12 protein-coding genes are annotated in these 14,387 nt (G+C 64.4%); 10 read left to right on the top strand and 2 right to left on the bottom strand.

Annotation, left to right across the window (positions count from 1 at the left end; translation table 11 throughout):
• Window positions 1-254: 254 nt before the first annotated feature.
• Window positions 255-929 carry an HdeD family acid-resistance protein gene (locus tag ACP8JZ_RS04550; RefSeq protein ID WP_084204872.1) on the bottom strand — a complete coding sequence of 225 codons (675 nt, stop codon included), beginning with the start codon at window positions 927-929 and terminating at the stop codon, window positions 255-257.
• 156 nt (window positions 930-1,085) lie between these two features.
• On the opposite strand from ACP8JZ_RS04550, the gene dnaE reads away from it, so the two are divergent.
• The 6 genes from dnaE to hisH are packed head-to-tail and all read left to right on the top strand — an operon-like array spanning window position 1,086 to window position 9,574.
• A complete protein-coding gene (dnaE, locus tag ACP8JZ_RS04545) occupies window positions 1,086-4,661 on the top strand; it encodes a DNA polymerase III subunit alpha (RefSeq protein ID WP_323458457.1) in 3,576 nt (1,191 codons plus the stop codon).
• The gene (locus ACP8JZ_RS04540) at window positions 4,658-5,647 is read left to right on the top strand and encodes a hypothetical protein (protein ID WP_484482762.1); all 990 of its coding nucleotides are present in this window, start codon (window positions 4,658-4,660) and stop codon (window positions 5,645-5,647) included. The genes dnaE and ACP8JZ_RS04540 overlap by 4 nt, the downstream gene beginning before the upstream one ends.
• Before the next feature lie 42 nt (window positions 5,648-5,689).
• Entirely contained in the window at window positions 5,690-7,015 is a 1,326-nt protein-coding gene (gene hisD / locus ACP8JZ_RS04535) for a histidinol dehydrogenase (protein WP_484482761.1), read from the top strand.
• Window positions 7,008-8,237 (top strand): histidinol-phosphate transaminase, encoded by a 1,230-nt coding sequence (locus ACP8JZ_RS04530; RefSeq protein ID WP_484482760.1) that lies wholly within the window; start codon window positions 7,008-7,010, stop codon window positions 8,235-8,237. Before hisD ends, ACP8JZ_RS04530 begins: the two co-directional genes overlap by 8 nt.
• On the top strand, window positions 8,230-8,850 hold the full coding sequence (gene hisB / locus ACP8JZ_RS04525; protein WP_484482759.1) for an imidazoleglycerol-phosphate dehydratase HisB: 621 nt from the start codon (window positions 8,230-8,232) through the stop codon (window positions 8,848-8,850). The genes ACP8JZ_RS04530 and hisB overlap by 8 nt, the downstream gene beginning before the upstream one ends.
• Window positions 8,843-9,574 carry an imidazole glycerol phosphate synthase subunit HisH gene (gene hisH / locus ACP8JZ_RS04520; protein WP_323462750.1) on the top strand — a complete coding sequence of 244 codons (732 nt, stop codon included), beginning with the start codon at window positions 8,843-8,845 and terminating at the stop codon, window positions 9,572-9,574. The genes hisB and hisH overlap by 8 nt, the downstream gene beginning before the upstream one ends.
• 130 nt (window positions 9,575-9,704) lie before the next feature.
• Here the strand turns inward: hisH and ACP8JZ_RS04515 are convergent, their stop codons facing one another.
• The gene (locus tag ACP8JZ_RS04515; protein ID WP_023035318.1) at window positions 9,705-11,156 is read right to left on the bottom strand and encodes a catalase; all 1,452 of its coding nucleotides are present in this window, start codon (window positions 11,154-11,156) and stop codon (window positions 9,705-9,707) included.
• 133 nt (window positions 11,157-11,289) lie between these two features.
• Here ACP8JZ_RS04515 and priA point away from each other — a divergent pair, with 133 nt between their 5' ends.
• The 4 genes from priA (at window position 11,290) to ruvA (ending at window position 14,345) form a co-directional block, all read left to right on the top strand.
• A complete protein-coding gene (gene priA / locus ACP8JZ_RS04510) occupies window positions 11,290-12,051 on the top strand; it encodes a bifunctional 1-(5-phosphoribosyl)-5-((5-phosphoribosylamino)methylideneamino)imidazole-4-carboxamide isomerase/phosphoribosylanthranilate isomerase PriA (RefSeq protein WP_286321716.1) in 762 nt (253 codons plus the stop codon).
• Window positions 12,052-12,199: 148 nt separating this feature from the next.
• Window positions 12,200-12,997, top strand: coding sequence for a YebC/PmpR family DNA-binding transcriptional regulator (locus ACP8JZ_RS04505; RefSeq protein WP_021103364.1), 798 nt, complete (start codon window positions 12,200-12,202; stop codon window positions 12,995-12,997).
• A 41-nt stretch (window positions 12,998-13,038) separates the two neighbouring features.
• Window positions 13,039-13,608: a crossover junction endodeoxyribonuclease RuvC gene (gene ruvC, locus ACP8JZ_RS04500; RefSeq protein ID WP_023035320.1), complete on the top strand. Its 570-nt coding sequence runs from the start codon at window positions 13,039-13,041 to the stop codon at window positions 13,606-13,608.
• 131 nt (window positions 13,609-13,739) lie between these two features.
• The gene (ruvA, locus tag ACP8JZ_RS04495; protein ID WP_286321710.1) at window positions 13,740-14,345 is read left to right on the top strand and encodes a Holliday junction branch migration protein RuvA; all 606 of its coding nucleotides are present in this window, start codon (window positions 13,740-13,742) and stop codon (window positions 14,343-14,345) included.
• Window positions 14,346-14,387: the final 42 nt, after the last annotated feature.

Below are 14,387 nucleotides of genomic sequence, written 5' to 3'. Positions count from 1 at the left end.
AATACGGCGATATGCAGCCGCCCCGCAGAAGTGAGATGACCAGTACAGACCTGATCGAAAAGATTGGGGGCCCTAAAACGATGATTCAGCGGAACGGGCACTGACAACGTGATTGCTCCCAATGAACGGGCGCTGGCAGCGCGGATTGATTCAGAGGAACGGGTGGCAGCCGGGCAGCCTGCCCACAGAAGTGAGGTCCCCCGAGCATGGCCCCGATCCCTGGCCCAATGCGACGAGAAGCATTTGCCTCGGGATCAGCCAGTGATCTGCGGTCCCTCGTTCCCCTGCTGCTTGTCACCTGGCTCATTGACGACCTCACCCTCGACAACCGTATGGTCCGGCCGACCGGCTCGAGCAGCATTCAACGAGGACGACACCTGTGAGCTCACCTTGCGGATCCCCACTCCGAGCCCGATGTGGCTCACGCCGTAAGCGAGTACTGCCAACCCGAGGATCCAGCTCATGGCCACCGCACCGAAACTGGGGTGAACGAGAACCGCGATCCCCGCGACGAATGCCACCGCACCTGAGACCAGACCCCAGATCCATGCTCTCTCGGTGATCGGGATGAGCAGTATCGAAATGGCGATGACGAAAATTCCAGACACCAATGCCCATGCACCCACCAGGACCACGATGAGGTTCATCACAGCCTGCGGGTGGGCCAGCATGATGATGGCAATGATGCCGCCAAGAACTCCCCAGACAACCATGAGGCGTGATCCCGCGACACCACGCATGGCTGCACCGTTGGCAACGGATATCACGGCATCCACCAAGACATAGACACCCAGCAGCACGACAAGAGCGGTAATCGTTGCCCGTGGCATCGCCATGGCGATGATGCCCACGACAACGGCGACAATTCCCTTGATGAGGGGGAGCCACCACATGGAGCTCAACGGACGGGACGTGGATGTGTCAGACATGTGATCAGTCTACGTTGAGCCAGTGAGCCGGGTCAGGGAACATCTGATGCCGTCGTGAATGCCGTTCAGTCGACTCGGCCGGCTAGGGTGGAGACCCCAACTGCTCATCGCCTGAGGTCTGCTGAAAAAAGGCCGACCGTCATCGGAAGGATCGTCGTGGCGCGTTCTGACTTCGTGCACCTGCACACTCACACCGAGTATTCCATGCTGGACGGTGCGGCGAGCAATGAGCGACTGTTTGCCGAGGTGGCACGTCAAGGCATGCCGGCTGTGGCGATGACCGACCATGGCAACATGTTCGGTGCCTATGAGTTCTTCCAGATCGCCAAGAAGTACGACGGCAACGAGAACCCCCTCGTCAAGCCCATCATTGGCATCGAGGCCTATGTGGCACCCTCCTCCCGCCACTCCCGCAAGCAGGAGTTCTGGGGGCGTCGGCGCGGTGACGGCGGTGATCCGGACGTCGAGGGCGGCAAGGACGTCTCCGGTGGCGGTCGTTACACCCACATGACGATGTGGGCCAAGAATCCCACCGGACTGCACAACCTCTTCACCCTGTCGTCCCTGGCCTCCTACGAGGGCTACTACATGAAACCTCGCATGGACCGCGAGATCATCAGCCAGTACAACGAAGGGGTCATCGCCTCCACCGGTTGCCCATCAGGTGAGGTCCAGACCCGACTGCGGCTGGGGCAGTTCGACGAGGCCGTCGAGACGGCTGGTGCCTACCAGGAGATCTTCGGCAAGGATCATTACTTCTGCGAGCTCATGGACCACGGCGTGCCCATCGAACGCCAGGTTCGCTCCGACCTGCTGCGACTGGCGAAAAAGATCGACGCCCCGCTGCTGCTCACCAACGACTCGCACTACGTCAACGAGGACGACGCAGACGCTCACGACTCCTTGCTGTGTGTGGGCGTGGGGCGCAACAAGGACGACCCCAACCGATTCCGCTTCAACGGGTCGGGGTACTACATCAAGTCGTCCGACGAGATGCGCTCACTGTTCCCGGACATGCCGGAGGCCGCCGACAACACGTTGACCCTCACCGAGATGATCGAGAGCTACGACGACGTCTTCGCCCACGTCGACCGCATGCCGCAGTTCGACGTGCCGGAGGGGGAGACCCAGGAGTCCTGGCTGCGCAAGAAGATCGCCGAGGGACTGGATGAGAAGTACGGGTCCAATCCTCCTCAGGAGGTGCTGGACCGCATTGACAAGGAGCTGTCGGTCATCGAACCACTGGGGTTCTCGTCGTACTTCCTCGTCGTCTCCGACATCTGCAACTCTGCCCGTGCCATGGGGGTGCCAGTGGGGCCGGGACGAGGATCTGCCGCCGGTTCGATGGTCGCCTACCTCACCGGCATCATCCAGGTGAACCCGTTGGAGCACGGGTTGCTGTTCGAGCGATTCCTCAACCCCGAGCGAGTCAACCCGCCCGACATCGACCTCGACTTCGACGACCGTCAGCGCGACAAGGTCATCGACTACGTCACCAGAAAGTACGGCGCCGAGTACACCAGCCAGGTCAACACTTTCGGCAAGATCAAGGCGAAGGCCGCCGTCAAGGACGCCAACCGTATCCTCGGCTACCCCTTCGCCCTGGGCGACAAGATCACCAAGGCCATGCCACCCGATGTCATGGGCAAGGGGGTGCCACTGAGCAAGATCTTCGATCCCGAACACCCGCGCTACGCCGAGGGCACCGAGTTCCGCCAACTCGTCGCCGACAACCCAGACGTGGCCAAGGTCGTCGACACCGCCCGTGGCCTGGAGGGGCTGATCCGTGGCACCGGTGTGCACGCGTGCGCATTCATCCTGTCCAGTGCACCGCTGCTCGACCTCGTGCCGATGCACCGCCGCGACAAGGACGGCATGATCATCGCCGGGTTCGCCTACCCCCAGCTCGAGGAGATGGGGCTCATGAAGATGGACTTCCTGGGCCTGCGCAACCTCGGCATCATGGATCACTGTCTCAAGATCATCAAGGAGAACCGGGGCGAGGAGGTCGACCTCAACGCCGTCCCCCTCGATGACCAGAACACCTACGACATGCTCTCGCGTGGCGACACGCTCGGCGTCTTCCAGCTCGACGGTACCGCCATGCGTTCCCTGCTGCGTCTCATGGGGCCGACGGGGTTCGACGACATCGTCGCCGTGCTGGCCCTGTACCGCCCCGGCCCGATGGGTGCCAATGCGCACATCCTCTACGCACAGCGCAAGAACGGCCGCGAGCCGATCATCCCCATCCACCCCGAGCTCAAGGAGGACCTCGACGAGATCCTCGCTCCGACGTACCACCTCATCGTGTACCAGGAGCAGATCATGTCGATCGCTCGCAAACTTGCCGGCTACACCTTGGGTGGCGCCGATCTGTTGCGTCGCGCCATGGGTAAGAAGAAGAAGCACATCCTGGAGGAGAACTTCGTCCCCTTCCAGGCAGGTATGCGCAAGAACGGTTACTCCGACGACGCCATCCAGACCTTGTGGGACGTCATGGTCCCGTTCGCCGGATACGCCTTCAACAAGTCCCACGCCGCAGGCTACGGACTCGTTTCGTACTGGACGGCCTACCTCAAGGCCAACTATCCGGCCGAGTACGGTGCCGCCCTGCTCACCAGTGTGGGTGACGACAAGGACAAGATGGCGCTGTACCTCTCCGACATGCGCGCCCAGCACATCAAGGTGCTGCCACCCGACGTCAACGCGTCCTCCTTGGAGTTCACGGCCGTCGGTGAGGACATCCGATTCGGCCTGGGGGCCATTCGCAACGTCGGGGCCAGTGCCGTCAACGACATCATCGCCACTCGTCAGGAACACGGCCCGGCCAAGGACTTCTTCGAGTTCCTCGACCGAGTGCCGTTGGGGGTGTGCAACAAGCGACTCATCGAGTCGCTCATCAAGGCTGGTGCCTTCGACTCGATGGGTCATTCCCGGCGCGGTCTCATGGCGGTCTACGAGCAGGCCGTCGACGCCGCCACCGAGCTCAAACGCAACGAGGCCAACGGTCAGGACGACCTGTTCGGCATGGGCGCCACCGACGCACCACCCGAACTGGGGGTCGAGCGGGTGGTGCCGGAGGAGGACTGGGAACGACGCACGAAGCTCTCCTTCGAACGTGAGATGCTCAGCCTCTACGTCTCCGACCATCCGTTGCGCGGGATGGAATCGATCCTCGAGGCAGAGCGGGATGTTCCGCTGGCGCGTCTGGTGTCGGAGGATGGTCCACGCGAAGGCACGGTGACCGTCGTCGGCATGGTGACCCAGATCGTGCGTCGTACCACCAAGAATGGTGACATCTGGGCTTCGGTGACCATCGAGGATCTGGACGCCACCTTCAATGTGGCGTGTTTCCCCAAGGTCTACCAGCGCATCGAACCACTGCTCGCCACCGACGCGATCCTCAAGATCAGGGGGCGGCTGCGCGAACGCGACGAGACCGTCGAGATGTCCGCCTCCGACGTGTGGTTGCTGGACATCCGTGACAACGACTCTCTGCCAGTGACCGTTCAGATGCACCAGACCCGGTGCACACGTCCCGTGGTTGAGCAGCTGCGCGCGGTACTGCGCAACCATCCCGGTCCCTCCGAGGTGCATCTGCGCCTGCTGGGGGACGAGTCGGTCACGGCCTTCAAGTTGGCCGACGAGCTCAAGGTGGCCAACGGCCAGCCGCTCATGGCCGATCTCAAGGCTCTGCTCGGCCCGCACTGCATCCCGGGAAGGACATCATGAGCAGTTCCCACGACTCGAAGGACCACCTCACGACGACCACCTCCTCGAACGGCTCGGCAACACACCATGACAGTGGCCGGCAACCGAGTTCCCGTGAGACGGGGGTCGGTGGCAGCCAGGTGGAGTTCGGCGGTGCAGCAGCAGACGAGACAGTGGGTCGACGTCATGCGCCCAGAACCCTCACCAACGGAGACGGCGAACCACGGACGATCGAGGAATCCACGAGTGCGGAGCCAACCGGTACCGCCACCGCACGTTCCACCGACCCACGATCCACGGTGACTGGTGTGCCGGGAAGGCAGGGACATCACGCCGGGACCGACCGGCAAGAACAGGTGGCGGCCCCTCGTGCGGGAGTGTGGGCCCGAGTGAGGAGCCTTCCAGAGGAACATCCGGGGCGGGCGGTCATGCTCTGTCTGGGGGTCGCTGTCATCGCGGGCGTCGTCTGCGCGCTCATCTGGCACGCCTGCGTCCACCTTCCCATCTACCAGGTGGACGACAAGGGTTATGCCACGACGTCGGAGCGAGGGCTCACCGCCATCTTCTCCATCGACTCGACCTTCGCCCTGATCGGGATGGTCGTCGGGGTGGGGTGCGGTTTCCTCTCGTGGTGGGCCCTGCACCATCGCGGAGTGGTCGTGCTCGTCCCGACGATCGCAACGGCATTGGTGAGTGCAACGGTGTGCTGGGCAGTGGGCACCCTCATGGGCCCACACGATTTTTCCGACCGGGTGGCTGCAGCCTCACCGGGTGACGAAGTTCCGGTCGATTTCCGACTGCACACATGGACCTCCCTGCTCGTGTGGGTTCTTGGCGCACTGATCGTCACCCTCATCCTCGCAGTGATCCACACCGTACGTGACCAACGTTCTGCTGACATCGACCAGTCTGACTCACATGAGGTTGAGCAGAGCCATCGGGACCGGAGCGACGAGGGGGACGGGCAGCAGGACAGCGAACGGGGTGTCCCGCATCCCACCACGTGACGCCGGACCAGCACCACGGCCACGCCCTCGTACACTTGCGTCATGGTGAGAACAATCGACATCTGCGGGAAGGACCTCGAGGACTACCGCACCATCGTTCCCCGTGCCACGTTCGACGTCGAGACGGCGTTGCATGACGTCGTGGGAGTCTGCGATGCGGTTCGGGACCGGGGCGAGGAGGCCCTGAGAGAGTTCAGTGAGCGATTCGACCATGTGGTTCCCCCACATCTTCGTGTTCCCACCGACCAGCTTGACCACGCCCTGGCCGATCTGGACCCACAGCTGAGAGCTGCCTTCGAGGAATCCATTCGTCGCCGCCGTGGCGTGTGCGAGGCCGTCGAACTGGAGACGAGCTCGCACCAGGTGGAGCTCGCTGCCGGTGCCCACGTACGCCAACGCATCGTCCCGGTGCAACGGGTGGGACTCTACGTGCCCGGTGGGCTGGCACCACTGGCCTCCAGCGTCATCATGAATGTCGTGGCCGCCCAGGTGGCCGGTGTCGAGTCGATCGCCGTCTCCTCCCCGCCGCAGGCCGGGTTCGACGGTCTGCCGCACCCGAACATCCTCGCCCTGTGTCGTCTGCTCGGGGTCGATGAGGTCTACGCCGTGGGGGGTGCCCAGGCCATCGCCATGTTCGCCCACGGTGTTGCCGGACTGTGCCGTCACGTCGACCTGGTGACCGGACCGGGGAACATCTACGTTGTTGCCGCCAAGCGTCACGTACGGGGGATCGTGGGCATCGATTCGGAGGCTGGCCCCACCGAGATCGCCATTCTTGCCGATGAGACGGCCAATCCCCGGTTCGTCGCCGCCGATCTCATGAGTCAGGCCGAACATGACCCGATGGCTGCCGCCGTCCTCGTCACGACGAGTCCGGAACTTGCCGACCGGGTGCGTCGCGAGCTTGACCCCATGATCGAGAACACGACACATCGCGACCGCATCCGTACCTCACTCGGATCACAGCAGTCCGCGATCGTGCTGGTCCGTGACCTGGAGCAGGGAATTGCCGTCGTCGACGACTACGCCGCCGAGCACCTGGAGATTCACACCGCCAATGCAGCGCAGGTGGCCGCCCGTATCCACAATGCCGGGGCCATCTTCGTCGGGGAGTGGTCCCCGGTGTCACTGGGGGACTACTCGGCAGGATCGACCCACGTCCTTCCCACCGGCGGAGCTGCCCGTCACTCCTCGGGGCTCACGGTCCGTTCCTTCATGCGCGCCATGCACGTCATCGATTACGACGCCGATGGTTTGACGCAGGTCGGCGAGGGCGTCGAGAGGTTCGCCCACAGCGAGAACCTGCCCGGTCACGCCAATGCCATCTCCGTGCGTCGGGAAGCCAGGAAGGGTGACACCCATGACTGAGCACGACCTCGGGAAAATCTCGCACGTCAATCCGATCACCCTGGCCGATCTTCCGCTGCGTGACGAGCTCGTCGGCGAGCAGCCCTACGGGGCTCCCACGCTCAAGGTGCCCGTACCGCTCAACGTCAACGAGAATCCGTACCCACCGAGCCCCGCGATACGACGCGAGATGGCCCGGGCCGTGGCCGAGGCGGCCGAGACCCTCAACAGGTACCCGGACCGGGAGGCGCTGGGACTGCGCGAGGACCTGGCCCACTACATCGGTTTCGGGGTCGACTCCACTCAGGTGTGGGCAGCCAATGGTTCCAATGAGGTCATGGTGCAGATCCTGCAGGTCTTCGCCGGACCGGGACGAACGGTTCTGAGTTTCACTCCGACGTATTCCATGTATCCCGAATATGCCCGGAACACCCATTCGCGCTACGTCACTGCCGAGCGGAACAGATGGTTCGGTCTCGACGTCGATGACGCCGTGCAGGCCATCAATGACTCCCATGCCTCCGTGGTGCTCATCGCCACCCCGAACAATCCCACCGGAACCGCGATTCCGGTCTCGGTCATCGACGAGATCTGTGAGCGGACCACGGCCATGATCGTCGTCGACGAGGCCTACCAGGAGTTCTCCGACGCCCCGGACGACTCCGCCATCGCCCTGTTGCCCAAACATGGCCGTCTCATCGTGGTACGCACTCTCTCCAAGGCCTTCGCCCTGGCCGGTGGGCGAGTGGGGTACGCCGTCGCCGCCCCCGCCGTGGTCGACGCACTGCGTGTCATAAGGCTGCCATATCACCTTTCGACAACGACCCAGGCCGTCGCCCGGGTGGCCCTCTCACATGCCCCGCAGATGCTTGACAAGGTGGCGGAACTGCGCATCACCCGAGACGAGACAGCCACCTGGTTGGCTCGTCATGGCCTGGACGCCGTGCCCAGCCAGGCCAATTTCGTGCTCTTCGGTCGATTCGCCGACCGACACAGCGTCTTCACCACACTGCTGGAACGCGGTGTGCTGGTGCGCGAGGTCGGGCCGGAGGGCTACCTGCGCGTCAGTGCCGGTACCCCAGAGCAGATGTCGGAGTTCCGGGCTGCGATGATCGAGGTGATCTCCACCTCGTCCCGACTGCCCGCCGGCCCCAGTGACGCGGGACACGGCGATCCCGAGCCGAGGGCCACGGACCCTGCGACGACAGATCCCAGCCCTGTCTCAGGAGGCCACGATGACTGAGCGCACCGCACACATCGTCCGCCGCACCAGTGAGTCCGAGGTCGACCTGCATCTCGATCTCGACGGCAGCGGATGCTCACAGATCGACACCGGGGTGGGGTTCTACGACCACATGCTCACCACGCTTGCCAGACACTCCGGAATGGACCTACGCGTCACGACCACCGGCGACCTGCAGATCGACGGCCACCACAGTGTCGAGGACACCGCCATCGCCCTGGGACAGGCCATGTCCCAGGCGCTGGGTGACAAGGTCGGCATCACCCGATTCGGTGAGGCCACCATCCCTCTGGACGAGGCCTTGGCACAGTGCGTCGTCGACGTCGCCGGACGCCCCTACGTCTCGTGCACCGGTGAGCCCGAGGCACAGGCCTATGCCCGTATCGGAGGCTCCGGGGTGGCCTATCAGGGGTCGATGACGTATCACGTCGTCACCTCGTTGGCGCTCAATGCCGGGCTGTGCATCCACCTGCGGCTGTTGGCCGGACGCGATCCACACCACATCTGTGAGGCACAGTACAAGGCACTGGCTCGAACCCTGCGTGTGGCCCTGGCACCCGATCCGCGTAGTGCGGGACGTGTGCCGTCCACGAAGGGAACACTTGATGCCTGAGCCGATCGGAAAGCCCGGCGACGTGCATGACAGGGGGACTGGTCGCGTCCCGGGTCCTGCCATCTGTGGTCGACGTGGCCCGCTCGTCGGAGTCATCGACCACGGTTCGGGCAATCTGCACTCCGTGTGCCAAGCGCTGCAGAAGGCCGGGGCGCACTCCAGGCTCGTCTCGGACCCACGAATGTTCAGCGCTGTCGACGCAGTGGTGCTGCCCGGGGTGGGAGCGCTCGGCACGGCCATGGCCAACCTGCGACGCATCAACGGTGTGCAGCAGGTGCAGGAGCTGGTCCAGCGGGGGGAGCGCCCAGTGCTGGGCATCTGTGTGGGCCATCAGATGTTCTTCGAACAGGGCACCGAACGAGACGAGACGGTCGATGGGTTGGGGTGCCTGCCCGGCACGGTCGTCCCCATGCCCACTTCGCGTCTGCCACACATGGGGTGGAACACGGTGCATCCCCCAGCTGACACTGCACTGTTCACGGGAATATCGGGGGAGCGGTTCTACTTCGTCCACTCCTGTGCCGTGGTGACGGTGAGCCCCGAGTCAGCCCATGCCATGACAGGCCGGAACGGCCACCCGGTACGCACCACCACCACGTGTCATGACGGCTGCACCTTCGTCTCGGCCGTCGAGTGTGGCCAACTGTGCTCCACCCAGTTCCATCCGGAGAAATCCGGCCCGGCGGGCATCCAGCTGCTGCGCAACTGGCTGGCAATGATCTGATCCCGCTCGACCACATCCCGACTGTTCCAGGGACCCGGTGGAGCAGAGGTTCCCGCTCCCACGCGGCATTCCAAGAGCACCATCAGGTGGGAAGCACCGTCAGATGGGACGCGGGAACCTCAGGGTGCGATCACTGCGCCCGGTAGGCGGTCTCGATCTGCTCGCCGACCTGGCGGTCGATCTTCCTCCAGTACTCGAAGACCCGCGAGAGCACCGGTTCCTCGACCTCGCCGAGCATCCCGACGACGGTGTCGACGAGCCGCTCACGGGAGGCGTCGTCGTAGACATCCCGCACCAAGGTGTGGGCCTGTCCGAAGTCGTCATCCTCGGCATGCAGGCTGTAGGCGGCGCGCATGAGCTCACCGTCGGTCTCCCACCCTGCCTCGTCGACGACGTCACCGCTCTGGTAGGCACGATCGTAGGAGTTGGGCGCATACACCGGGGCGTCACCGCTGTGTTCGAACTGCATGGCGCCCTCCTTGTCGTAGGAGTTCGTCGGGACGATCGGGGCATTGACCGGCAACTGGTTGTAGTTGGTGCCGATACGGGCGCGCTGGGCGTCGGGGTAGGAGAACACGCGCGCCAGCAACATCTTGTCGGGGCTGAAACCGATACCGGGAACCACGTTGGACGGGGAGAAGGCGGCCTGCTCGATCTGGGCGTAGTGGTTGGTCGGGTTCTCGTTGAGGGTGAAGCGGCCAACCTCGATACGCGGGTAGTCCTTCTTGGACCACGTCTTGGTGAGGTCGAAGGGGTTGAACCGGTAGGTCTTGGCCTCCTCGTAGGGCATGATCTGCACCTTGAGGGTCCAGCTCGGGTAGTCCCCCCGGTCGATGGCCTCGAAGAGGTCGCGACGGTGGAAGTCGGGGTCCTCACCGGCAATCCTGTCGGCATCCTCGTTCGAGAGGTACTCCACGCCCTGGTCGGAGATGAAGTGGTACTTCACCCAGAACCGTTCCCCGGCGTCATTGACCCACATGTACGTGTGGGAGGAATAGCCATTCATGTGCCGCCACGTGCGCGGGATACCGCGGTCGCCCATGAGATAGGCCACCTGGTGGGCGCTCTCCGGCGACAGGGTCCAGAAATCCCACTGCATGTTCTTGCTGCGCAGTGCGGAATCGGGAAGACGCTTCTGGGAGTGGATGAAGTCGGGGAACTTCATGGGGTCCCTCATGAAGAACACCGGGGTGTTGTTGCCCACCATGTCGTAGTTGCCCTCGTCGGTGTAGAACTTCAGGGCGAAGCCGCGCACGTCCCGCCAGGTGTCGGGGGCGCCCAGCTCACCGGCAACGGCGGAGAATCGGGCCAGTGTCCGGCACGTGGATCCAGGTTGCAGGAAGGACGCCTTGGTGTACTTGCTCACGTCACCGGTGACGGTGAACTCACCGAAGGCCCCCGATCCCTTGGCGTGTGGGCTGCGTTCCGGAATGCGCTCCCGGTCGAAACGGGCGAGTTTCTGCACCAGGGCAACGTCGTGAAGCATGAGCGGACCGTCCGCGCCGACGGACAGGGACTTCTCGTCAGAGGGTCGCGTCTCACCGGATTCGGTGGTGGAGGGAATCTTGGGATCAAATGTCATGGTGGAGTTCTCCCGTCGCTGGGGCGAAGCATCGCTGCGCATGCTCGCTGTGGTGATGTACCTCCACCGTAGATGTGGCAGGGGGCATGTCAAGCAGATGGGCACAAAGACACCAGCTGGTACGGTCGGGCATGTGGAAGAACTCATCCTGCTGCCCGCCATCGACGTCAAGGACGGTCGCGCCGTGCAGCTGAGACAGGGGGTGGACGGCTCCGAGCGCGTCTTCGGCGACCCGGTGGAGATCGCCACCGCATGGCAGCGTGCTGGTGCGCAATGGCTCCACGTCGTCGACCTGGACGCCGCCTTCGGTCATGGGGCCAACACCGAGATCATTCGTCGCATCACCGGTGATCTCGACATCGACGTCGAGGTCTCGGGTGGTATTCGCAGCACCGAGTCCCTCACCGCCGCCCTGGACGCCGGCGCGAGCCGGGTCAACATCGGCACCGCTGCCTTGGAGCAGCCCGAGTGGTGCGCCGAGATGATCCACCGGTTCGACGACCAGGTGGCCATCGGCCTGGACGTGCGCGACGGGGTGCTGGAGTCCCACGGCTGGACGCAGTCCGGTGGGGACCTGCTGGACGTCGTGAGCCGATTCGAGCAGGCCGGCTGTCGACGCTACGTCGTCACCGACGTCACCAGCGATGGAATGCTCACCGGCCCCAGCTACGAACTGCTCGGCCAGGTCTGCGCCCGCACCCGGGGTAGGATCATTGCCTCGGGCGGAATCTCCACCCTGGAGGATCTGCGCCGGTTGCGTGGACTCGTCCCCATCGGGGTGGAGGGGGCCATCGTCGGCACCGCCCTGTACGTGGGCAATTTCACCGTGGCCGATGCCCTGGACGTCTGCCAGGGGTCCGTACCAGCCGACGCATCGCCGCAACCACACGACTGAGCGAGCAGACACCGCAGGGCATCGGATACTCACTATTTCCGGCAGGCCTCGGACGTGTAATATGGAACACCGTCTGCGTAACAGCCTGCACATCACTGACGGCTGTCTTCACCATCACACTGAGCCGAGGAAGCGAGGAACTGCCTACATGAGCGGTCACTCCAAGTGGGCCACCACCAAGCACAAGAAGGCGGCGATTGACGCCAAGCGCGGCAAGCTGTTCGCCAAGCTCATCAAGAACATCGAGGTTGCCGCCCGCACCGGTGGCGGGGACCCCTCGGGCAACCCAACCCTCTACGACGCCATCCAGAAGGCGAAGAAGAACTCGGTGCCCAACGACAACATCGATCGCGCCGTCAAGCGCGGTTCGGGTGAGGGTGCCGACGCCGTCAACTACGAGACGATCATGTACGAGGCCTATGCCCCCGGCAGCGTCGCCATGCTCATCGAGTGCCTCACCGACAACCGCAACCGGGCCGTGTCGGACGTGCGCGTCGCCGTGACCCGCAATGGCGCCACCATGGCGGACGGCGGTTCGGTGCAGCGTCTCTTCGAGCGCAAGGGCGTCGTCACCGTCTCCAAGACCTTCGAGGTCACCGAGGGACGCAAGACCACCACCCACGAGGTGGACGAGGATCAGCTCATGGAGGCCACCCTCGAGGCCGAGCCCGAGGACATCGTCGATCTGGGTGAGGCCTTCGAGATCATCTGTGACCCCAACGCCATCGTCGACGTCCGCAAGGCCATCCAGGCTGCCGACATCGACTACGACTCCGCCGAGGTGGAGTTCCGTGCCGGCTTCGCCCAGCCCGTCGAGCTGGAGGATGCCCGCAAGATCGCCAAGATCACCGAGCTGCTCGAGGATCTCGACGACGTGCAGAACGTCTACACCAATGCAGACATCACCCCGGAGCTCGCCGCCGCCCTCGAGGAGGACGAGGACTGAACGCCGACATCTCACGCCGACCCGGGTCCCGCCTCACCGTCATGGGGGTGGACCCGGGTCTGACGCGTTGTGGTGTCGGAATCGTACGCGGGGGAGTCGGAACCCCACTGGAGCTGCTCGGGGTGGGGGTGATACGCACCCCGTCCGATCTGGATCATGGTGCCCGTCTGCTACGCATCCACGACGGTCTGGAGGAGTGGTTCGACGCCCACCACCCCGATGCCATGGCGGTGGAGCGAGTCTTCGCCCAGCACAACCGCAGCACCGTGGCAGGTACCGCGCAGGCCATGGGACTCACCCAGATGATTGGCGCTCGTCACGGGGTTGCGGTGGGGGTGCACACCCCCAGCGAGGTCAAGGCGGCCATCTCAGGTTCTGGCCGGGCCGACAAGGCCCAGGTCGGCCTCATGGTGGCCCGTGTCCTGCACCTGGAGAAACCTCCCACCCCCGCCGACGCTGCCGACGCACTCGCCCTGGCCATCACGCACATCTGGCGTGGCGGTACGCAGAGCCGGATCGAGGCAGCGATGGCCGTCCACCAGCACTCACCGGCACGAACGTGGCGGCAACGCTCCGCTCCACGCACCCGGCAGGAACACCACCTGCGGTGATCCGAGGTGCACACGTGGCATTGCACGGCAGGTTGACCGAGAGCACCCCCGATGATTCGTGCCACCGATGATTCGTGGGGGCCGTCCCGGCAACCACCACGATCGCACTCATGATGGAAGGATTTCCTCGCATGATTTCTCACCTGCGTGGCACGGTTGCGGCCGCCGGACCCACCTGGGTCGTCGTCGACGTGGGCGGGGTGGGAATACGCGCGTCCTGCCCACCGGCCACCGCCGCCGCAGCACGGATGGGGGAGGAAATTCATCTCGCCACCTCCCTGGTGGTACGGGAGGACTCCCTGAGTCTCTTCGGATTCGCCACGACGGCTGATCGGGACGCCTTCGACATCGTCCTGGGAGCGGTGGGCGTCGGCCCCAAGCTGGCTCTGGCGATCCTCTCGGTGCTGGATGCCGCCCGTCTCAAGGAAGTGCTGCAGAGCGAGGATGTCTCAGCCCTGTGCACCGTACCGGGGATAGGCAAGAAGACCGCAGCCAAGCTCATGGTGGAACTCAAGGACAAGGCCGTGCACCTCGAGGGTGGCCCCTCGGCCACGACCGCTCCCAGCAGCACCGACACGTCATGGCGCCAGCAGCTCATGGAGGGGCTGGAGGGGCTGGGCTGGTCCACGCATGATGCCGAGCAGGCCGTCGAGACCGTGGCCCCACTCAAGGACGACGATCCTCGGGCCTCCCTCGGGGTGCTCATGCGAGCCGCACTGCGCAGTCTGGCACGATGACCCTGCACCCCCTTGCACCGACAACCGGGCGCGACGAGAACG

Source organism: Cutibacterium sp. LaCa_286 (assembly GCF_057198075.1).
The sequence above is the reverse complement of the archived record's forward strand: the minus strand, read 5'-3'. Positions and strand labels throughout refer to the sequence as shown.